The sequence below is a fragment of the Clostridium sp. AUH-JLR23 genome, from assembly GCF_964238065.1.
Taxonomy (GTDB): Bacteria; Bacillota_I; Bacilli_A; order Erysipelotrichales; family Coprobacillaceae; genus Allocoprobacillus; species Allocoprobacillus merdigallinarum.
The window spans coordinates 15,777-37,907 of record NZ_CAXSKY010000020.1 but is presented as its reverse complement, the minus strand read 5'-3'; the positions used below and the strand labels follow the sequence as shown (position 1 = coordinate 37,907).

The window sequence follows — 22,131 nt, the reverse complement described above, 5'->3', positions numbered from 1 at the left end:
TATTGAAGAAATTATATAGATTTTTCATGATTTCGTCAACTCTTTTTCTTCAATTCCAGATTAATATCATTTTGAATCTGATTTAATAATGCATTCACTTCTTCTTTTAACACTAAATAATTATATACTAACGGATTTTCATCAAACGATTTTTTCTTTTTCTGATAAGCTTGGATTAAACTTTCACAGTCGTTATTCAAATGTTTAGCTTTTACAATAGCCTGCTGCATTTGTTTTAACTCCTTCTCCAAAGCTTTCAACACTTCATCATTTTGTATCTTCTTTTCATATCTTTGATATTCTTTGACAATATCCTGATTTAAAATCCATTGATTCAAAGCTTCAGCCTTTTCTTGAACTTGTTTATTCAACTTCTTCACCTTTCAATGCCCATGTTTTGACTTCTGTGACTCTAACAGGAACTATTTGACCAATATGTTCAGGATTTCCTTTAAAATTAATAAGTTTTTGATGTTTTGTATATCCTGTTAACATTTCATTATCTTTTTTAGATGTTCCTTCTACGAGAACTTCTACAACCTGATTTAGAAATTTTTGATTTTGTTTAAGTGCTTTTTCATTCACCAAATCATTGAGACGATATAGACGTTGTTCTTTTGTATGAATGTCAATATCATCCTCCATCTTCGCTGCTGGTGTTCCCGCACGAGGTGAATAAATAAATGTATATGCTAAATCATATTCACAATATTCATATAATGATAATGTATCTTCAAACTGTTCATCTGTTTCCCCAGGGAATCCTACAATAACATCAGTTGTGATAGTACAATCAGGAATCTTTGATTTAATCTTATCAAATAATTTTAAATAATCCTCTCTTGTATATCTTCTTCCCATACGTTTTAAAACTTCACTATTTCCTGATTGAACAGGTAAGTGAATCGCTGGCATAATGTTATCATATTGAGCAATAACATCAATCATTTCATCACTGAAATCCCATGGATGACTAGTTGTAAAACGTATACGTGGAATGCCAGTTTTAGCTACATCTTCTAACAATGAAGCAAAGTTATAATTATCTTGAAAATCCTTACCATAAGAATTCACATTTTGGCCTAATAATGTAATCTCCTGATATCCCTGCTCTTTTAATTCTAAAACTTCTTGAAGAATTTCTTCTTTTAAACGTGATCTTTCTTTACCACGTGTGTAAGGCACAATACAATATGTACAAAACTTATTACATCCATACATAATATTAACCCAAGCTTTATAAGGATGTGCGCGATGACTTGGTAGATTTTCAATGACATCCCCTTCTTTAGACCAGACTTCCAAAACCATTTCTTTATCTAACATAGCTTGTTTTAATAAAACAGGCAAACGATGGATATTATGTGTTCCAAAAATCAAATCTACTTGTGGATGTTTTTCTAAAATCTTATTAACAACAACTTCTTCTTGAGCCATACATCCACATATTCCAAAAATAATATTAGGATTTGTTCTTTTGACTTTTTTAAGATATCCAATTTTTCCAAAAACCTTTTCTTCAGCATTTTCTCTTATTGCACAAGTATTCAGTAAAACAACCTGTGCATCTTTAATTTCATCAGTTGCACTGTATCCTAAACTTTCTAAAATACCTGCTAGTGTTTCACTATCACGTTCATTAGCTTGGCAACCATATGTCTGAATAAAGTATTTCTGTCCTTTTCCAATACCAACCATATCTGCTGGTATTTCATAAGCATCTTTAATATGATGTATTTCATCTTTTCCTCTATGTTTGGCATCTTTTAAAGATGGACCTTTAAAATATTGACTATAATCTTTCATTTTCTCACCACTTTCTGCTTTATTATACCAAATAAATCAAAATAAGAAAGAAAAAAATAAGGACATTGTCCTTATTTTTCATTAACCAAAGAATCCATCTGGCTGAATTGAGAAATATAAGATTCCACCTTCTGGTGTTTTCTTAAATAAACCTTTGCAATATGAAGCAGCTTCATCAGGGCTTAATTCTGTTTCACATTCAATTTCAGCTTTAATTCCTGTTTTCTTTATAAATTTACATTTAACTTTATCATCTTCATACCCATCAAAGAAATCAATTAATTTTTGAACTTGAGCAGTAGACATTAATAATTTACATTTTGCCATAATATTTCCTCCTTATTATCACATTTCTATTATAACACTTTGCTAAAAAAAATAAAGCCTTTTCATCTCATTTCTACATTTAATCTTAATGATGTAATGACCTGATTATCAATTGTCAAATCATAAAATGATGGGATACAATACAATTCATATCCACTTGGTGCAATGTAGCCACGTGAAATAGCAATAGCCTTCATAGCCTGATTTAAAGCAGCTGCTCCAATCACTTGAATTTGAACCTTTTGGTGTTCTCTTAATAAACTCGTTAATGCTCCAGCAACCTTGCTTGGTTGTGAAGAAGACGATACTCTCATCATTTCCATAAAAATTCCTCCTTGCTTTTAATATATGAGCAAAGAGGAAAAATATACTATAAAGGATGATCTGGATCAATACAAATTCTTTGAATATGCGTACACTCATTATTTTGATTAAATGATAGTAAAGTTGCTCTGAATTGACCCATTCCTTCAGCTACCTGGAAAGGTGTCATAATGCCCATTTTCATGCGTTTAATAATTCCCTCAACATCACATCCAATGGCACTATGATAAGGACCTGTCATTCCTACATCACATTGAAATGCTGTTCCATGAGGCAAAATCTTTTCATCAGCTGTTGTGACATGTGTATGTGTCCCTAGCACTGCCGCAACTTTTCCATCAAGATAATAACCTAAAGCCACCTTTTCACTTGTAGCTTCAGCATGAAAATCAATAATATGTATATCACTTTGATCTTCTTTCAAAATTTCATCAATAGCTTCAAATGGATTTTGTGACTTTCCATCCATAAAAGTAATACCTAATAGATTCGTCACACGAATCTTACGATTTTGAAACATAATCTCACGACTTCCAACACCCGGCAAAGCTTTAGGCTGATTATAAGGCACAATTAAACGATCTGCTTCGTCTATATATTGAAACAGTTCCTTTTTAGCAAATGTATGATTACCCATGGTCATAAATGATATACCTTGAAATAAAAACTCATCATAATGTTTTTTTATTAATCCTTTGCCGTGCGTTGCATTTTCTACATTGGCAATGACAAAATCAATCTGATATTTCTTCTTCAACAATGGTAAATATTGATCAATCATTTCTCTCCCAATTGCTGAAAAAACATCTCCAATAAAAAGAATGTTCATTATCTCTCCTACTTTCTAAAAAAAGATAGGATATCCTATCTTTTATTTGGCAATTTCATTGGCACGAACTTCACGAATAACTGTCACTTTGATATGTCCAGGATAAGTGAGTTCGTTTTCAATTTTATCTCTAATATCTCTTGCAAGCTGATGGCTTGTTAAATCATCAACTTGATCCGGTTTGACGATAACACGAATTTCTCGACCAGCCTGAATAGCAAATACTTTATCAACACCATCAAAACCTTTAGAAATTTCTTCTAGTTTTTCAAGTCTTTGAATATAATTTTCAATTGTTTCGCTACGGCTTCCAGGTCTAGCAGCCGATAAAGTATCAGCAGCTGCTACTAAGATAGAAATAACGCTTGTTGGTTCCACATCTCCATGATGTGATTCAATGGCATTAATAACAGTTGCATTTTCACCATATTTCTTTGCAAACTTCACACCTAACTCAACATGGCTACCTTCCATTTCATGGTCAACAGCTTTTCCAATATCATGCAATAATCCCGCACGTCTAGCAAGCTGTTGGTTGAGACCAAGTTCAGCTGCCATCATTCCAGCAAAATGCGCAACTTCTAATGAGTGCTGTAAAGCATTTTGACCATAACTTGTACGATATTTCAATTTTCCAATCAACATGATAATTTCTTTGTGAACACGTGATAAGCCTAATTCAAAAATAGCATCTTCCCCAGTTTTTTGAATAACTTCATGAAGTTCATTTTTTGTCTTTTGAACCACTTCTTCAATACGACCAGGTTGAATTCTTCCATCTCTAATCAACGTTTCTAATGAAAGACGTGCAATTTCTCTACGAATTGGATCAAAGCAAGAAATAGTAATAGCTTCAGGTGTATCATCAATAATCAATTCTACTCCTGTTGCATTTTCAATTGCTTTAATATTTCTTCCTTCACGTCCAATAATACGACCTTTCATTTCTTCGCTTGGTAAAGCAACAACATTAACAGTTCGTTCAATCGTTTCTTCCTGTGAATAACGATTAATAGCTGCTGCAATAATATCTTTTGCATAAAGCGAAGCTTTAGATTTTGCCTCATCTTCCTGCTCTTTGATATAAGCTGTCACTTCTTTTGACATTTTTTGTTCAACTTGTTTAAATAACTCTTCTTTTGCTTCATTAGCGCTCATTGCTGCAATTTTTTCTAATTCCGTAATTTTTGCATCAATCTGATCTTTCAATTGAGCCTCTAATTTCCCTAGTTCTTCACTTTTCTTTTCTAATTGCACTGCTTTTTCTTCCAAAACATCTTCTCTACCTTGTAAAGCAATATCTCTACGATCAATATTTTGTTCTCTTTGCAATAGTTTATTTTCAAATTTAGTAACTTCTAAGCGTTGTTCCTTGATTTCTTTTTCAGCCTCAAGCTTATATTCATAAGCCTGTGTTTTCGCATCAAGAATCGCTTCCTTAACTATATTATCAGCCTTAGAATTGGCTTCATCCACAATTCTAGAAGCATCATTATGAGCTTTAGATACTCCTAATTTTGTTAAAATAAAATATAAACCAAATCCTAAAGCGACACAAAGAACATAGGTAACAATAGTAAGAGGGGCACCAAATTCTTGCATAATCTTCCTCCTATTTCCTATGACAAATTTCTTGTTGTGCATTACACACATAAAATATTATACCGTATTTTTGTGAAATTGACAATAAAATATCAAAAGATTGCTTTTTGACCACAATAAAAACCAATATAGAAAACTATATTGGTTAAGCTTCTTCATGAGCAAAAATCTGTGCTTTGACTTTTTCTTCAATTTCATTCATAATATCAGGATGTTCAGCTAAGAAAATTTTAACATTTTCTCTACCCTGACCAATTTTTTCACCTTGATAAGCATACCATGCGCCTGATTTATCAATAATATCATGAGCAACTGCCAAATCAATAATTTCACCATCTCTTGCGATACCTTTACCATAAATGATATCCACAGATGTTGTTTTAAATGGAGGTGAAACCTTGTTTTTAACAACTTTAATATTGACTTTATTTCCAACAATCTCACTACCATTTTTGATAGCTTCACTACGTCTGATTTCAATACGCACAGAAGCATAAAACTTCAAGGCACGTCCTCCTGTTGTTGTTTCAGGATTACCATACATAACACCTATTTTTTCTCTTAACTGATTAATAAAAATAATTGTACATGATGTTTTATTCATAAGTCCAGACAAACGACGCATAGCCTTAGACATCATACGCGCCTGTAAACCAACTGAATTATCACCCATTTCACCATCAAGTTCAACTTGTGGAACCAAAGCCGCTACTGAGTCAACAACAACCAAGTCAATCGCATTACTCTTTACTAAAGTTTCCGCAATAGCTAACCCCTGTTCTCCACTATCAGGCTGTGATAAAATCAGTTCATCAACATTCACTCCTAAATTTCTCGCATAAATAGGATCAATAGCATGCTCTGCATCAATAAAAGCAGCTCTTCCTCCCTGTTTTTGAACTTCTGCTATCGCATGAAGTGTTAATGTTGTTTTCCCACTTGATTCAGGACCATAAATTTCAATAATACGTCCTTTGGGATAACCACCAATACCAAGTGCAGCATCCAGTGTTAACGAACCGGTAGGAATCACATCAATATCAACTGCCACACGATCGCCTAATTTCATAATTGACCCTTTACCAAACTGCTTTTCAATTAAATGAATGGCATCTGTTAATGCTTTTTCTTTTTTATCATCAACTGATTCTGTTTTTTTCACTTTCTTTTCTGCCATAAAATATTCCTCCTACTATTTATATACAACACTTTTTTATGAAATTACTTCAAAATTTCTAAAATTTTTTCAATTCCTATCAAAATAGCCTGTTTTTGAATATCATCACGGCTGCCAGAAAGACGATAACAAAAAGTATATATATTTTCACCATAGGCAATACCAATATAAATCAAACCAACTGGTTTTCCTTCCATTGCTGATGGACCTGCATTTCCAGTAAAAGAAATGCATACATCACTATCAAACATTTTTTGTCCTTGAATGGCCATCAGTCCTGCGACTTCTTTAGAAACAACGCCAAACTGATCAATAATTTTTTCATCAATATGCAAAACATCTCTTTTAATACGTGTCTGATAGCTCACTAATGTTCCTCGATAAACAGCCGAAATGCCACTAATACTACCAATTGTTTTGGCAAAACCACCTACTGTAAAACTCTCTACACTGCTTATCGAAATATTTCTTTGTATTAATAATTGAGCTAATTCTTCCATTTTACATACTCTCCATGATATATTGTCTATTTTTCATAAAATAGTCTACTCCACTCACAAAAGAAATCAATGTTGCAAGCCAAATCATGATCTGATCCATTGGAATATGCAAACCAGCAAAAACAATATTATTCAATAACAGCAAACAAATAGCAATCATTTGTGTCATTGTTTTTGCTTTTCCTAGATAACTTGCCGCTAAAACAACATTCTTTTGGCTGGCAACCAAACGAATAGCATCAACAATAATATCTCTTGAAATCATAATGATAGGAATAATGATATGAATATCATGTGTTGAAGCTAACAATAACAAAGTCGTATTGACAATCAATTTATCAGCAATTGGATCAATAAACTTTCCAAAAGTCGTAATCAAATGCTGTTTTCGTGCAATATAACCATCTAAATAATCCGTCAATGCTGATAAAGCAAAAACCAAAAACAAGATAATATCCAATAAAGATAATGATGTTGATAAAACATCAAAAACAGGTATCTCAATACCTAATGATTGATATGGTATCAAATAAACAATAATAAATAATGGGACACTCAATAAACGAATTGTTGTTAATTTATTAGGTAAATTCATATTATTCCTTCTCTAATGTTAAAATGAAATTGACTGGTCTATCTTGATTAGTATTGATATCTTCATCAGTTAATGGAATTTCCTGATTATTAATATAATAACGATGTCCTCTATTATTACCATTACGTAAATCTAAACTTTCAAAATCACTTACATTAAATGTCAATTCTACTGTTTCAGTTTCACCATCTTCATTTTCATGATAAATTTTTGATACAAACTGATCATATATCTCATCATTGACTCTCATTTGTGCCCAACAAGGTGCATTATATTCAACTTTCAATGTAAATGTTTGGGCATCTGCAGGCAATTTGAAATTATAATCTAAAAAATCATTTCTAGTAAATTCTACAGTTCCTTGTGTTGTTTGTGATTGATTACCATTATTTCCAGAATTTGACGGCTGATTATCTGGAGGTGTTGTTTCCACATTTCCTTCTACTGTCAATTGATTATCAGGTTTTGCTGGATCATCACTTTGAGTACGTGTTGCATAAAATCCAAACCAAATAACGACAATCACCAGACACACTAAAACCAAAATAATAGCCGCACGAATAATCGTTACATGCGATTTATCTTCATATACAGAAGGTTTTCTAGTTAATTGAGGTGCTTTAAAAGAGAATTTTTTCCCTTTATTCACAATTTCTTCATTATGATCTTCCTGTATTTCTTTTTCCTTTAATTCTTCCAACTCAATTTCACGAGTTAATTCTATATATTGCTCTGTTAACTGTTCTCCATCCATCTCTAAAGCTTGTGAGATTTTTTTGAGGTACATCTTTACATAAGCTTCATCACCTTTATAGCGATCAAATTTCCCATTTTCTATATCTCTTAAAACAGCGACTGAAATTTTTGTTTTTGCTGATAAATCTTCTATCGTCATTTGTTTCTTTTCTCTTTTTTGACGAATATTTTGACCTAAATTATCCAAAAAAATACCTCCTTATTTCCAGAAAATGTCCCTTCAATAATAATCATATTAAACCATAAAATAGTTATTTTTACAATACCAACACTATTATTTTATGAATTTATGAACAAGTTATGAATTTTATCCTATATCTATATAATTTCCTGTCAAAAAAAATAAATATTTTTATTTTAGGTAGAAAAAAAGTCGACATTTCTATCGACAAAATTGCTCATTCTGATAAGCCGAGTTCTGTTTTTCAACCGATTATTTATCTATGTGTATAACACATCTTCATATCAGTTCAATTCCCTCTATGAAGCTCCCCTACCAAAATTTGGGTTTCATCCTTGCAGAGTTTACCGCTTTTCACTCTTTTTTTCAAAAGACATTGTTTCTGTGGCACTTTATGACTTATCAACCATGCCTGACGGTTTAGGTCTTAGGTCTGTCGTTAGCAAGATGCTACCTGCATTTATTAGATGCAGTACAAACACTACAATCATCGCAGATTGTGGATGCCCGGACTTTCCTCTATTTCTAGCAATCGGTTCTCATGAGCATGCATATTTTACTCAAAATCGCAAAAAAAAGCAATCATTATTTATTTTTATAAACTTCTTTTTCTAAATTAGAGATTCTTTTTAACAAATCTACATTAGATGAAAGATTTTCTTCCATAGAACGTAAATTATCCTGTTGAATCAAATGTTCTCTTTCCATATTTGCCATTTTCATTTTTAAAGCTTCGTTTTCTTTTTGTAGATTTTCAATCTGTTCATAAGATTCATTCAACATTTGCGCAAATGTTTCATAATCTTCAACAACTGTATCTAAAAAATAATCTACTTCGGTTGCACTATAACCCTTAAAATCTATTTGAAAATGTTTGTTTAAAATTTTTTTTGGACTTAACTGTATTTTATTTGCCATATCCATCACCTTTCCTCTTCCATATTTTCACAAAAAACAATTATAAATGCAAGATATTTTTAAAAAAAGATGATTTTACACACAAATTAGACAAGATGGGAAAAATATATGTTATAATAACATGGTAAATCAATGAAAGGATATAATTATGGTTAATTACCCTAATATGAAACGCAGCTGGCAATCTTCAACATTACCAACGCACGATAAAAAACATTATACAGCTCATCGTGGAATGTCATTGGAAGAAGATATTACATTATCAAATCAATATTATCTTTCACATGATATTGCGGTTATTTATAAAAAGCCAACGCCTATTCAAATTGTCAAAGTTGACTATCCCAGACGTGAAGCCGCTAAAATTGTAGAAGCTTATTATAAAACACCTTCAACCACAGACTATAATGGACTTTATCGTGGGAAATATGTGGATTTTGAAGCTAAAGAAACAAAAGTCAAGACCTTTCCTTTTGCAAATATTTCAAAACATCAGATTGATCATCTACAAAAAATCATCAATCATGGAGGGATTGCTTTTGTTATTATTGCATTTACCTCATTAAATGAGGTATACTTAATTGACGCAAGTCATATCATTAATGATTATTATCATTCCCAGCGAAAATCAATAACATATGAAAAAATCAAAAATCTTGGACATCTGATACCCCAAGGCTATCAACCAAGATTAGATTATTTAAAAGTTGTTGACGATTGGTATTTTAAGGAGGATGAATGATGAAAAAAATAAACCGAAAAAAATCTACCAAAACAGAAAACAAAAAACAAAAAAGACGAATTATTAAAGTTGTTTGTTTAATTGTTGCGGTTATGATTACTTCTGCTGGTATGTATTTGGGATTTGGGATTTTCAAACAGGTAGAAGGCTTTTCAAAGGAAAAACTCACTTCTGATGAATCTTCTGTTTTATGTACAACAGACGGTGAAGAGTGGTTTTCCGTTGCTCGTGGTGGTGTTCAAAAAAATGTCAGTTACAATGACATTCCTCAAGTAATGATTGATGCTGTTGTAGCTGCTGAAGATTCACGTTTTTTTGAACATAACGGGTTTGATGTTCCTCGTATTGTCAAAGCCTTACTAGGTAATATTGCTGCAGGTGGTATTACAGCTGGTGGTTCAACAATTACTCAACAGTTAATTAAAAAGTCATACTATCCTGATGAGGAACAAACCATTGAAAGAAAAATTGGTGAAATTATTCTTTCAATCGAAGCAACTTCTCAAATTTCAAAAGAAGAAGTTCTTGAACTCTATTTAAATAAAATTTATTTTGGATATGGTCCTCAAACAGTAGGAATTTATGCAGCTTCAAGATATTATTTTGATAAATCAGTACAAAACTTAACATTACCAGAAGCGGCTTTGTTAGCAGGTACTTTAAACTCTCCAAACCGTTTTGATCCGTTTAGAAACCTGGACTTAGCTCAAGATCGTCGTGATACAATTCTAGGTTTAATGTTACAGCATGGTTATATATCTAAAGAAGAATGCGAAGCTACAAAAGCTATTCCAGTTGAAAACACATTGAAATCAAATCCAATTTCAACAAGCGGACAATATCAGGCATATGCTGATAAAGTCATTCGTGAAGTTCAGGAAACAACTGGTTATGATCCATATGAAACACCTATGCGTATCTATACATATATTGATACTGATGTTCAAAAACAATTAGATGATATCGCAAGTGGTGAAACATATGATTTTCAGGATTCAAGAATTCAAGTGGGTGCTGTTATTCAAGAATCCACAACAGGACGCATTGTTGGTGTTTTAAGTGGACGTGATTATACACCTTTAGGGACAACATATGCATATGCATCTCAAACAGGTGCAAGCTATGGTCAAAAGAACCAACCTGGTTCTTCATTAAAACCTTTAATTTCATATGCTGCTGCATTTGAATTCTTAGATTATTCAACAGCCCATTATGTCCATGATGTTCCTTATGAATATGCAAATGGTTTTGTTCCTAGTAACTGGAACGGAAGAAAATATAATGGTGATATTTCTATTTCAAGTGCCTTAAGCAATTCATGGAATGCTGCTGCTTTACAAACATTTAGTGAAGTCATTACTGGAAAAGATTGTAATGGTAATGATGTTGGTGATGGTATTGGTATTGATGGTGCAACTCAATATCTTGAAAGCTTGGGATTTGATATGGAAGGCGAATCAGTTGACATTGGTTATGCAATTGGAGCATGGCGACAAGGTGTCACTCCTGAATCTGAAGCTGGTGCCTATGCTGTCATTGCGAATGGTGGAACTTATATTGAACCTCATACAGTTCAAAAAATCGAATTATTAACAACTGGCGAAGTTATTGAAATTGATCAAAAATATCAAGAAGAAAAAACACAAGCCCTTTCTGAAGAATCAGCTTATATGATTCGTGATATCATGACTGACTATGTTAAATCTGGAACAGGAATGTATAGTATGTTAAATTTAGGATATCAGATTGGTGCTAAATCAGGAACTTCTAACCATGCTGATGATACAAGTGTTAATGAAAAAATTCGTGGTCAAAATAAAGATGCCTGGTTATCAGCTTTTTCTCCAGATTATACATGGAGTGTCTGGACAGGTTATAATGCTAAAGATCAAAAAGAAGGTTATTATACAAAAAGCAATCGCGATTCCAATAATATCGCAACGATGATTGCCAAATTCTTACATGAAGATGGTATGAAAAATTCATATCCTTCTCAACCATCTGGATTAGTAAAAGCAAGCTGTGTATCAGGTATTTATCCATATGTGACTCCAGGTGAAGGTGTGCCTGATAATCGTGTTGTTTCTGGTTTATTCAAAAAGAACAATACACCTAGTGGTAGTGCAAATGGTTCTAGTTTAAATAATCTGTCATCTTTTACAGCTGAACTTGCTGATGATAAGCTCAATGTCACATTCACTGAATATGATCCAAAGAGCATGACAGAAGATGCAACACCTACAAAAACATATACAGCTGGTGGAAATAGTTACACACTTCCATATCTAGGTAATATTAATCAATTATATGGAAAAGTTGTTTATAAAGTTGATATTGCAGATGCCTCTGGTAATGTTGTTCATAGTGAAACTTTAAATAGTGCCACTGGAACAATAAATTACACATTATCACCTGGTACATATACTGTAACAGGATACTATGCTTTTGAAAGTGGCAATGGAACTTCTAATAAGATTTCACAAACAATCACAGTAGAAGACACAACGCCTGCAAGCTATACACGTACTGCATTAACAGAAAGTTCAGTTACATATCAGGTCACTGTCCCTTCTGGAACTTCCATTACAGCTTCATTAAATGGAACAAATCAAACACTTCAACAAAGTGGTACAATCACATTTAGTCAATTATCCGCTGGAACAACTTATTCTGTCACATTTACACATACACAAGCTGATGGTCAAACTGTGACTCTTGGTACTGATTCATTCATGACCACAAGTCAAACACAACAACCTGACCCAACTCAGCCTACAACACCGACACAAACTCCAACGCAATAAAAAATAAGACTGACTTCTCAACAATGAGTTTTCAGTCTTTTTCTATATTTAAATATTTTTTTCTTTTAGGCTCTTTACATATATCAATGAGTGAACAATGCTGACAATCAGGATTTATAGATTTACAATGATATCTACCAAAGAAAATCATTTGATGATGCGTTTTAATCCATCTTTCTTGAGGTATAGCTTTTTGTAGCTTTTGTTCAACCACCAAAACTGAATCTTTCTTAAAAGCAAAACCAAGCCTTTTTGAAATACGTTCTACATGTGTATCCACTGCAATAGCAGGCACTTTAAATCCTTCTGATATAACGACATTCGCTGTTTTACGCCCTACCCCTGGCAATGTCTGTAAGGCTTCATGATCACAAGGAACCTGACCATCAAAATCATCAATGAGTTTTTGCGCCATTGCTTTGACATTTTTCGCTTTATTTCGATAAAGACCAATAGTACGTAAATCATTTTCTAATTGCGATAAAGGGGCTTTCGCATAATCTTCAACACTTTGATATTTTTGAAATAACTGTTCTGTTAATTTATTCACACTCGCATCTGTTGTTTGAGCAGATAACATGACTGCAATTAACAATTCTAATTCATTATGATGAACCAATTCACATTTAGCATCTGGATACATCTCATCAAAAACATCTAAAATACGTTTGACTCTTTCCTTATTCATTTTCTTCCCACCATTTATAATCCTTTATACTTTGTTCAACCTCATTATGACTTGGTTGTGGCTTTGCAGGAGCATAGCGCTTTGTAACGCCATAACGTGCCCAATTATCCAATACTTTTTCGATATAACGAAAAGTAATAACACCTGATTTCACTGACTCATTTAAAGCATCAACAATCATTTCATCATCAAAGCCCTGACACTTTAAAGAATTAATTAACTGTACTTCTCTTTGACTTAAACTACGTCCAAAGGCATCTTCAAAAATGCTAACCAAATCAATATCCTGGCTTTCTGTTTGAGTCGGTTGATTTAACAACATTTTTTGTAAAGGCTTGAGATTTAATGAACCATGTTGTCTTGAAATCCAATGTTTATCAACCAATGACATCAAAATATCATCAATCTTTCGAAGTGATAAAGAACAAATACGTGAAATTTGTGATGGTGTAATAGGTTTAACTCCTATATCATCTAAAGTCATAATCAACAATAGTACATAACACTCCTGATCAGAAATATGCAGTTGTTTAGACTTTAAAATCAATAACTTCTGAAAATCAACACAACGATAATCTAATAATTCATCCATATTATTCTCCTAGCCTTACTGCTTTTATAAATTCTCCAGTTGCCAAATCATAATATACATATAACAAAGATTGCTCATCCTGGTAACGTCCATAATATACAAATCGTTCATTTTCATAACCAATTTCCATACTTTCTATATTGACCTGATATTTATCTTGAATAGCTTTTTGGACAACTGCTTCATCAGCCACTTCACCTTGATAAGTATCTACCAGTTTTAAATCCTTATTATATGCCACATAAGATTCAACACCATTTATTTTCACTTTGACAATATAATAAGTTTCTTTACCACGATATTCACTAAAATAATCATCATATTCATATTGATTTGTTTCACAAATTTCATTTCTAATTTCATCAAGTTGATGATGATATTGATAATATGGAACATGAACAAATAACATATAAAAAGAAACAACTGCTAAAATAATAACTAACACAACAACTGAAATAATAAATGTATGTTTTTTCAATCTGTCCACCTCCAGTGTTTCTATTATATAACAAAAAGTCTAAAATGCAAAACAAAAATGAAAAGACCATCACTGGTCTTTACTCATCTCTTGAATTACCTAAAATAATCAAAAATATTCTTAACATACTCATTAATGTTGAAATCAAAGCCGCAACATAAGTCATGGCTGCAGCTGATAGCATTTTCTTAGCACCATCATATTCCAAAGTCGTTAAATAACGTGTTTTTAAAATAGAAAGTGCTCGAGAAGATGCATTGAACTCTACTGGGAGAGTCACCAGCTGGAAAGCCAAGATTCCACACATTGCAATAAAACCAATCCAGGCAATGTCTGTTTGACCAAGAATCAACCCAATAAAGATGGCAATCCATCCTAAATACTGTCCAACATTCGCAATTGGTAAAATAGCATTTCTTAATGAAATAGGAATATATTTTTCTTTATACTGAATGGCATGTCCACATTCATGTGCTGCTACAGCTAAAGAAGCTATAGAAGTTCCATGATAAATATCACTGGAAAGATTAATTGTCTTGCGACCAGGATTATAATGATCACTTAATTGACCTTTCACTTCATAAATCTGAATATCATATAATCCCTCACTATCCAATATTTCTCTTGCCACCTGTGCTCCACTTATACCACGCATATTAGCTATCTTTTTATAACGACTATATGTAGATGTGACTTTCATTTGTGCCCATAAGGCCAATATAGCAGCCAAAATAACAAAGATTGTTCCAATCATATAATAGCTATTATAGTAAACTCCATAAAACGGAAAAAACATTTTTTCATCACCTCAATAATTATAATATACCCATTATGTTAACTCAGTATGTCAAAAAAGATGCAATTAATTCATTGCATCTTTTAATCTATTGCTTGGCTTAAATGAAACAGTTTTACTAGCTGGGATAATCATTGCTTCTTTTGTTTTAGGACTTACACCTTTACGTTCTTTTCGATTATTCACTTTAAAAGTTCCAAATCCAGAAATAAGCACTTTATCCCCATTCAAAATACTTTCAATCATTGTATCAAAAACTGTATCTACTAACGCTTCAGCATCTTTTTTTGTTAAATCTTTTTTTAGTGAAACGATATCAATAAGCTCTTTTTTATTCATTTTTTATACTGCCTCCTACTTAAATCTAAGTAGTAGTATAACATTTCAAAAACCTAAGCGCAATAACAAATTTATAAAACTATTGCAATCACATTTGACTTCCCTTTATTCACAATTTTACTTAAAATATCATGCACTCTAATACAAGCGGTTTCATTCATAGAGGCTAATTTCATACGCATACCTTCATTAATCAAATCGCCCAATTTACGTCCAAAAACGTCACAATCAAAGATAGCTTCTTTATTATTTTCACCATGACTTTGTAAATATTGAATAAATGCTTCTGCCTGTTCTTTCGATCCAATAATAGGTTCAAATGTAGACTCTATATCAACCTTAATCATATGAATAGTTGATGCTGTTGAAACAAGTTTCATTCCATAACGTGGTCCCTGTTTAATCACTTCAGGTTCACTTAATTCTATATCATCCATTAAAGGTAAAGCATATCCATATCCTGTCTGTTTAACCATTCTAATGGCATTTTGATAAGCCTGATACTCCTGACTCATCTGTTTCAAATCCTGTACCTGTTTTAAAAATAATGCAGCATCGAATTTTTCCTGTCCCAAAATTTCATTTAATATTTCCTGATATAGACCATTTCTTTCTTGAATACGTAAAGTTGCTGATGAAGAAGATGTATCAATAGATGAAAGATAAGCTTTGCGAATAAAATCAAATTCACTCATATGCGTTGCTATTTTTTCTACATCTCTAAAACGATGAATCTCTAATAATGATTTTTCTAATGACTCATCCAATGTCTGTTTTAACCAATGAGATGAATCCATTAAAGCTATCCAGCGAGGAACTTCAATTTTAACTTCATGAATTGGAAATTCATATAATGCTTCTTTTAATAAATGCGTTATATCTTCCTCATTCATTTCAGTTACCCTTAAAGCTATAACAGGAACATCATGTTTCTCTTTCAAATCTTCAACAAGCTGATTACACTGTAGACTTTGAGGATCTTTTGAATTGACAACAATCACAAATGGTTTCCCAATTTCTTTAAGTTCACGAATCACATCATCTGTTGCCTGTACATAATCTGCTCCAGGTATTTCACAAATAGAGCCATCACAAGTCATGACAATCCCAATCGTTGAATGATCCTGTATCACTTTTTGGGTCCCTATTTTCGCAGCTTCATCAAAAGGAATAGCTTCTAAATACCATGGTGTTTTGACATAACGAATACCTTGCTCATCCTGATAACCTTTCGCTCCATCTATGACATAACCCACACAATCAACAAGACGAATATTGACTCCTAAATTATCTTCTATTTGAATGTGAGCAGCCTGATTAGGAACGAATTTAGGTTCAACTGTCATAATCATTTTTCCTTCACCAGATTGAGGCAATTCATCAGTAGCACGTATTTTAGCGTCTGGATTATCAATATATGGTATCACAGCTTTTTCCATAAAACGCTTAATAAATGATGATTTCCCCACCCTGACTGGTCCAACAACCCCTAAATAGATGTCACCATCACATCTTTTTCCAATATCTTTTAATATATCTATTGTCTGCATAGACTTCCTCCTTCTCACACATCAATATATGAATTTCATTTTTTATTTAGAACAAATTACAAAAAGATAAAAAAAGTTCATGTTTTTATGGTAGAATGAAACATAGTGAAAAGGAAGGATATTATGAAACTCAAAAATACTGTTTTAATTGTCAATAACCTAGAACAATCTAAAAAATTCTACAAACAAGTTCTAGGATTAAAAGTTTTATTAGATTTTCATGGTTCAGTCACATTGTCATCTGGTATCGTGCTTCAATCAAAAGAAATCTGGAAAGATCTCATTCACAAAACTGATCAAGATATTACAATGGTTAATCATGCAGTGGAATTATCCTTTGAAACAGAAGATATTGATGCTTTTATGTTAGTTTTAGACCAATATCATGTGACTTTACTACATCCCCCAAAAGAAGGCACATGGGGACAAAGAGTTGTCCGTTTCTATGATCCGGATGGTCATATTATCGAGGTGGGAGAGAGTATGCGTAAAATTATCAAAAGATTAGTGAGTCAAGGTTTTTCTTATGAAGAACTTGCTCATCGCTTACGTTTACCCTTAGACTATATTAAGCAAATTTTAGAATCTCATTCATAAAAAAGACAAAAGCACATTAACGCTTTTGTCTTTTTCGTTTTAACTTATTCATTTTCTTGACTTCTTTATTCCAATATTGATTCGCTTTTTTCATAAAAATACGATCTGTTAACATTGTTGTCTTGCTATAAAAATCCTGATGATGAATAATAGCATCAGAAAGGCGCTTCATTTCATTAGACACAACAAAACGCGAAATCGTCTTCATAATAAAAAGTGCTGATCCAATTTTTAAGCTACCTTTATAATGTAATTGCTCTCTTTGACACCAATTTTGTAAAATTTTCTCTGAAATATCACATTTTTCAGGTTCGTATTCATCACAAGCAATCAATGCATAAATTTCAGTCGGTCCTTTTGGCTGTGACTCTAGGCGTTCAAAAATTTCTAATGTTGAAGATGGTATAGAATCAAGCGCAATGAAGAAAAGAAAAATAACCTGATCATATTGAAAAAAAGTACGTTCATCAAAAGTCGATACATAACGAACATCTAAACAATCACAACGATCATCAAGATAAACTTCTAATCTTGATAAAAAAGGTTTCATAAATGTTTGAGTATGTTTCAATCCCGAATTCAATAATAATATTTTAGCCAAGATCAACACCTCCAAACGTACGCAAAACTTCATCTAGCTCATCTTCTTCACAAAAATAAGCATCAACAGATGAATAAGAAAAACCAAGTGTTGAATCATCTAAAATGTCTTTAAACAGCTTCTTTTCTGCATCTGTTGCTTGACCATATCCAATCACCAATAATTTTTTACGCAACTGACTTAAACCCAAATGACAGGTTTCCCCATCCACCATTGTATAATAAGGTTCATGATTAACGACCAGTCTTTCCAGCATCTTTTTAAAAGGAATATCAAAGCATCCATATTTCACCCTTGTAATATATATAATCAACTGACAATCATTTGTCCATTTAGAAATAATACTCATATCATCTTTAAAATAGCAGGAACCCTCACATTTTAAACAAGATAATCCTCCTGTACATGTTGAATAATGAATATTATTTAAATTCACAATAACTGAATTTTGAAAAAAGTCAGTTGAAATATCTCTATCTGTAACAACTAAATTTTTCATCTGTGTTCTCCTTTGTCTTTTATTGTATATGGATACACATTATTTGTCAAACCAGTTCTTGAAAATCCATTATTTTCGTAGCAATGGTCTGTTGAAAATATTGATCATGTTCAACAAACAACAAAGTAGGCTGATAAGTTAAAATTGCATTTTCAAGTTGGATACGTGAGAAAATATCAATATAATTTAAAGGTTCATCCCATATATATAAATGGGCCGAGGTTGCCAGTGAAATAGCTAACATGATTTTTTTCTTTTGACCCTGGCTCAAATTTTCTAATGCGATATCAAAATGAGAACGTGAAAATCCTAATTTTCTAAGTAAAGTCTTTACCATTGTCTGATCTGCTCCATACTTTTGAATCCAATCATTCAAATTCCCTTTTAAAAATGTACAATCCTGAGGAACATAGGAAATTTTCAGTTGACTGCCACAATGAAAATCACCTTCATGATCAATCTTCTCTCCTAATAAAAAATGAATCAGACTTGATTTTCCACAACCATTTGGTCCCTTTAATAACACACGATCACCTTGACAGATTGTTAATGATAAATCCTGAAAAACAGTCTTTTGTTGATAAAACAATGAAAAATGTGAAAACTGAATCAGTTGTTTTTGAAAATACTTTAAACAATTTATTTTTAAATCATCATATTCCTCTATATCCTTTAAAAGCTTCTTTTTTTCTTCAATAGCCTGAATTTGACGTTTTTCAATATTTTTAGAACGCTTCATCATTTTTGCTGCCATATGGCCTACATAGCCTTTATCAGCAGCACCTCTTTTTGATTTTTCAATCTGATGACCCCAATTTTCTTTTTGTTGTTTAGATTTTTCCATCTTTACAATATCTTTCTTTAATTTTTTATTCAGCATCATTTCTCTTTCATCTTTTTTGGTCTTATCATTATACCAGCTAGAAAAATTTCCATTCACAATGTCAATCGTTGTTGGATTAATCGCCATAACATGATCACAACAGCTATCTATAAAATGACGATCATGACTAACCAATAAAAAGCCTTTTTGTCTTTGCAGATACTCAGCAATGCGTTCACGAGAATTCTGATCCAAATGATTGGTTGGTTCATCAATTAGTAAAAATGAATTCTTTCTTAAAAACAAAATAGCCAATAATACTTTCGTCTGTTCACCATAAGATAGCGTATCAAATGGTCGATAAAAGACATCTGAGCCATCTATATCTAATAAATGTAATTCTTTTTCAAGTTCCCATTGTTCTAGTGTTGGACATATCTCATAACAGATATCTATCGTTAATAATTGTGGATCTTTGATAGTATAAGAAAAATAACTGCATGCTTCGCTCATGATGATTTGACCTTGATAATCATATTCTTTCATCAAAAGCTTTAAAAGTGTTGTTTTTCCACGTGCATTGCGACCAATCAATGCTGTTTTAAAAGAAGTATCTAATGAAAATGAAACATCATCAAAAACAAGTTCATAACTTCCTTCATAACCAAATGTTAAGTGTTGTACCTGAATTAACGACATCAAACATCCCTCCTTTATAAAATAAAACGACAAGAAAATAGTCCTTGTCGTTATAATTATACTTATGATAAAAAGAGAGCTATTTTCTTGCGTGCATCTTCTAGATGCAAATCTTTAGTTTTCTGCAAGAAAATTTATACATCCTTCCACTTCCCCTTCATCATTTCCATTATAGCTTGTCTTATATTCCTTTTCAAGCCAAAATATCATTTTACAAGCTTATCTATATCGGAAGGGACCTGATTGTTTTGAATAATATGAATGATCTTATCCATTTGTTCAGGTTTCACCTGTCTATTTGTCAAACGTGAAATCTTATTGACAAATTCTCTGATATTTTTCTCATCTTTTAAGTCTTTGGTCTGTAAATCATTTGCTAATGATAAAATATCAGCTTTAGACACATTCGTTTTCTGCGATACCTTATCCAATAATTTATCTTGTTTATCCATTTGAATCACCCAAGATTAATATATGCACATATATAAATGATTGTTCAGCTTTTCCATTGACAAAGCTTTCATTCCACAGTCATTCATATTTTTATATGATTCAAATTTTCGATGAGCTTGCGATATTTAAAAGTGTATTTTTTAATCTCTTTTTCTACAAAGAATATGAATAGGTGTTCCTTCAAAACCAAAAGCATCACGTAAACGATTTTCTAAATATCGCTTATAGCTAAAATGTAAGTATTGTGGATCATTTGTAAACAAAACAAATGTTGGTGGACAGACACTGACCTGATTGGCATAATAAATTTTTAAACGTCCACCATTAAATGTTGTTGTTGGATTCATTGTTTGTGCATCAATCAAAACATCATTTAAAACACTTGTCGCAACACGTTTTTGACTATTGGCATAAACCTCCTGAATCATCGGCAACAACAAATGAACACGTTTTTTATCTTTAGCCGATACAAAAATAATAGGTGCATAATCCAAATATTTGAATTGTTCACGAATCTGACTTTCCATTTTTTTCATTGTCTTAGAATCTTTTTCAATCAGATCCCATTTATTAACTACCAGAATAACAGCTTTTCCAGCTTCATGGGCATATCCAGCTACATGTTTATCCTGTTCGATAATTCCTTGATTCCCATCAATAACCATTAAGACAACATCACTTTTTTCTACAGCTGATAAAGCACGTAAAACAGAATACTTTTCAACATTTTCATAAATTTTTCCTTTTTTACGCATTCCTGCTGTATCAACAACACAATACTTCTGTCCATCTTTTTCAAAAGGTGTATCAATAGCATCACGTGTTGTTCCTTCAATATCTGATACAATGACACGTTCTTCACCTAAAATGGCATTCGTTAAAGAAGATTTTCCAACATTTGGTCTTCCAATCACTGAAAAACGAATAACATCATCTTCTTTTTTTTCATCCACAGCAGGCAATTGATGAATAATTTCATCTAAAACATCTCCAATACCAATACCATGACTTCCTGATACTGCAATTGGATCACCAATACCTAAACTATAAAAATCATAAATATTATCTTTAAATTTCTGATCATCTATCTTATTAACAGCTAATACAATTGGTTTTCTTGATTTTTGTAGTAAACGAGCAACGAAAAGATCTTCTTTTGTAACGCCCTCACGACCATTGACAACAAATAAAATAATATCTGCTTCTTCTATAGCAATTTCAGCCTGCATTTTGATTTGTTCAGTAAAAGAAGCATTTTCTAATTCAATTCCACCTGTATCAATGATTTTAAAATCACGTGTCAGCCATGATGCATCCGCATAGATACGATCACGTGTAACACCTGGAGTATCTTCAACAATGGAAATGCGTTGACCAACAATACGATTAAAAATTGTTGATTTCCCAACATTCGCTCGTCCTACAATTGCTACAATTCCTTTTCTCATGATTATT

Annotated in this window: 25 protein-coding genes and 1 other RNA gene; 3 read left to right on the top strand and 23 right to left on the bottom strand. The window is 32.2% G+C overall.

Annotated elements, in window-relative coordinates:
- Nucleotides 1-35 precede the first annotated feature (35 nt).
- From ACESR5_RS10090 to ACESR5_RS10035, 12 genes are all read right to left on the bottom strand, one after another.
- A complete protein-coding gene (locus tag ACESR5_RS10090) occupies nt 36-371 on the bottom strand; it encodes a YlbF family regulator (RefSeq protein ID WP_206080655.1) in 336 nt (111 codons plus the stop codon).
- A complete protein-coding gene (gene miaB, locus ACESR5_RS10085; RefSeq protein WP_087244203.1) occupies nt 364-1,806 on the bottom strand; it encodes a tRNA (N6-isopentenyl adenosine(37)-C2)-methylthiotransferase MiaB in 1,443 nt (480 codons plus the stop codon). Before miaB ends, ACESR5_RS10090 begins: the two co-directional genes overlap by 8 nt.
- A gap of 81 nt (nt 1,807-1,887) precedes the next feature.
- The gene (locus ACESR5_RS10080; protein WP_087244202.1) at nt 1,888-2,133 is read right to left on the bottom strand and encodes a hypothetical protein; all 246 of its coding nucleotides are present in this window, start codon (nt 2,131-2,133) and stop codon (nt 1,888-1,890) included.
- 62 nt (nt 2,134-2,195) lie between these two features.
- A complete protein-coding gene (locus ACESR5_RS10075) occupies nt 2,196-2,456 on the bottom strand; it encodes a stage V sporulation protein S (RefSeq protein ID WP_087297571.1) in 261 nt (86 codons plus the stop codon).
- A 47-nt stretch (nt 2,457-2,503) separates the two neighbouring features.
- Complete coding sequence (locus ACESR5_RS10070) at nt 2,504-3,286, bottom strand: TIGR00282 family metallophosphoesterase (RefSeq protein WP_087244200.1); 783 nt, start codon at nt 3,284-3,286, stop codon at nt 2,504-2,506.
- A gap of 42 nt (nt 3,287-3,328) precedes the next feature.
- Complete coding sequence (gene rny, locus ACESR5_RS10065) at nt 3,329-4,888, bottom strand: ribonuclease Y (RefSeq protein WP_087244199.1); 1,560 nt, start codon at nt 4,886-4,888, stop codon at nt 3,329-3,331.
- Nucleotides 4,889-5,033: 145 nt separating this feature from the next.
- On the bottom strand, nt 5,034-6,065 hold the full coding sequence (recA, locus tag ACESR5_RS10060) for a recombinase RecA (protein ID WP_087244198.1): 1,032 nt from the start codon (nt 6,063-6,065) through the stop codon (nt 5,034-5,036).
- Nucleotides 6,066-6,109: 44 nt separating this feature from the next.
- Nucleotides 6,110-6,565, bottom strand: a complete 456-nt coding sequence (locus tag ACESR5_RS10055; RefSeq protein ID WP_087244197.1) for a CinA family protein — start codon at nt 6,563-6,565, stop codon at nt 6,110-6,112.
- A 1-nt stretch (nt 6,566) separates the two neighbouring features.
- On the bottom strand, nt 6,567-7,160 hold the full coding sequence (gene pgsA / locus ACESR5_RS10050; RefSeq protein WP_129737924.1) for a CDP-diacylglycerol--glycerol-3-phosphate 3-phosphatidyltransferase: 594 nt from the start codon (nt 7,158-7,160) through the stop codon (nt 6,567-6,569).
- Nucleotide 7,161: 1 nt separating this feature from the next.
- Entirely contained in the window at nt 7,162-8,103 is a 942-nt protein-coding gene (locus ACESR5_RS10045) for a RodZ family helix-turn-helix domain-containing protein (RefSeq protein ID WP_087304867.1), read from the bottom strand.
- A 217-nt stretch (nt 8,104-8,320) separates the two neighbouring features.
- An RNA gene (gene rnpB, locus ACESR5_RS10040) (RNase P RNA component class B) lies at nt 8,321-8,642 on the bottom strand.
- Nucleotides 8,643-8,682: 40 nt separating this feature from the next.
- Nucleotides 8,683-9,015 (bottom strand): DivIVA domain-containing protein, encoded by a 333-nt coding sequence (locus ACESR5_RS10035; protein ID WP_087936336.1) that lies wholly within the window; start codon nt 9,013-9,015, stop codon nt 8,683-8,685.
- Nucleotides 9,016-9,163: 148 nt separating this feature from the next.
- On the opposite strand from ACESR5_RS10035, the gene recU reads away from it, so the two are divergent.
- Nucleotides 9,164-9,757: a Holliday junction resolvase RecU gene (gene recU / locus ACESR5_RS10030; protein ID WP_373155426.1), complete on the top strand. Its 594-nt coding sequence runs from the start codon at nt 9,164-9,166 to the stop codon at nt 9,755-9,757.
- Nucleotides 9,757-12,561 carry a transglycosylase domain-containing protein gene (locus ACESR5_RS10025; protein ID WP_241147473.1) on the top strand — a complete coding sequence of 935 codons (2,805 nt, stop codon included), beginning with the start codon at nt 9,757-9,759 and terminating at the stop codon, nt 12,559-12,561. The genes recU and ACESR5_RS10025 overlap by 1 nt, the downstream gene beginning before the upstream one ends.
- A 31-nt stretch (nt 12,562-12,592) precedes the next feature.
- On the opposite strand, the gene nth is transcribed toward ACESR5_RS10025, so the two are convergent.
- The 6 genes from nth to spoIVA form a co-directional block, all read right to left on the bottom strand.
- Entirely contained in the window at nt 12,593-13,249 is a 657-nt protein-coding gene (gene nth / locus ACESR5_RS10020) for an endonuclease III (RefSeq protein ID WP_129737916.1), read from the bottom strand.
- A complete protein-coding gene (locus ACESR5_RS10015) occupies nt 13,242-13,841 on the bottom strand; it encodes a DnaD domain protein (protein WP_087244191.1) in 600 nt (199 codons plus the stop codon). Before ACESR5_RS10015 ends, nth begins: the two co-directional genes overlap by 8 nt.
- Before the next feature lies 1 nt (nt 13,842).
- Complete coding sequence (locus tag ACESR5_RS10010) at nt 13,843-14,319, bottom strand: hypothetical protein (protein ID WP_087244190.1); 477 nt, start codon at nt 14,317-14,319, stop codon at nt 13,843-13,845.
- A gap of 79 nt (nt 14,320-14,398) precedes the next feature.
- On the bottom strand, nt 14,399-15,115 hold the full coding sequence (locus ACESR5_RS10005) for a zinc metallopeptidase (protein WP_087304870.1): 717 nt from the start codon (nt 15,113-15,115) through the stop codon (nt 14,399-14,401).
- A 66-nt stretch (nt 15,116-15,181) separates the two neighbouring features.
- On the bottom strand, nt 15,182-15,454 hold the full coding sequence (locus ACESR5_RS10000; RefSeq protein WP_087244188.1) for an HU family DNA-binding protein: 273 nt from the start codon (nt 15,452-15,454) through the stop codon (nt 15,182-15,184).
- A 71-nt stretch (nt 15,455-15,525) separates the two neighbouring features.
- Complete coding sequence (gene spoIVA, locus ACESR5_RS09995; RefSeq protein WP_373155421.1) at nt 15,526-17,004, bottom strand: stage IV sporulation protein A; 1,479 nt, start codon at nt 17,002-17,004, stop codon at nt 15,526-15,528.
- 123 nt (nt 17,005-17,127) lie between these two features.
- Between spoIVA and ACESR5_RS09990 the strand changes: the two genes are divergently transcribed.
- On the top strand, nt 17,128-17,601 hold the full coding sequence (locus ACESR5_RS09990) for a VOC family protein (protein ID WP_373155418.1): 474 nt from the start codon (nt 17,128-17,130) through the stop codon (nt 17,599-17,601).
- A gap of 16 nt (nt 17,602-17,617) precedes the next feature.
- On the opposite strand, the gene ACESR5_RS09985 is transcribed toward ACESR5_RS09990, so the two are convergent.
- From ACESR5_RS09985 to der, 5 genes are all read right to left on the bottom strand, one after another.
- Nucleotides 17,618-18,202, bottom strand: coding sequence for a hypothetical protein (locus tag ACESR5_RS09985; protein WP_168082424.1), 585 nt, complete (start codon nt 18,200-18,202; stop codon nt 17,618-17,620).
- Nucleotides 18,195-18,701: a hypothetical protein gene (locus ACESR5_RS09980; protein WP_087297582.1), complete on the bottom strand. Its 507-nt coding sequence runs from the start codon at nt 18,699-18,701 to the stop codon at nt 18,195-18,197. Before ACESR5_RS09980 ends, ACESR5_RS09985 begins: the two co-directional genes overlap by 8 nt.
- 46 nt (nt 18,702-18,747) lie before the next feature.
- Nucleotides 18,748-20,223, bottom strand: coding sequence for a ribosomal protection-like ABC-F family protein (gene abc-f, locus ACESR5_RS09975; protein WP_373155413.1), 1,476 nt, complete (start codon nt 20,221-20,223; stop codon nt 18,748-18,750).
- A 206-nt stretch (nt 20,224-20,429) separates the two neighbouring features.
- Entirely contained in the window at nt 20,430-20,675 is a 246-nt protein-coding gene (locus tag ACESR5_RS09970) for a stage VI sporulation protein F (RefSeq protein WP_289527690.1), read from the bottom strand.
- A 141-nt stretch (nt 20,676-20,816) separates the two neighbouring features.
- A complete protein-coding gene (gene der / locus ACESR5_RS09965) occupies nt 20,817-22,124 on the bottom strand; it encodes a ribosome biogenesis GTPase Der (protein WP_087244180.1) in 1,308 nt (435 codons plus the stop codon).
- Between the last annotated feature and the right edge of the window lie 7 nt (nt 22,125-22,131).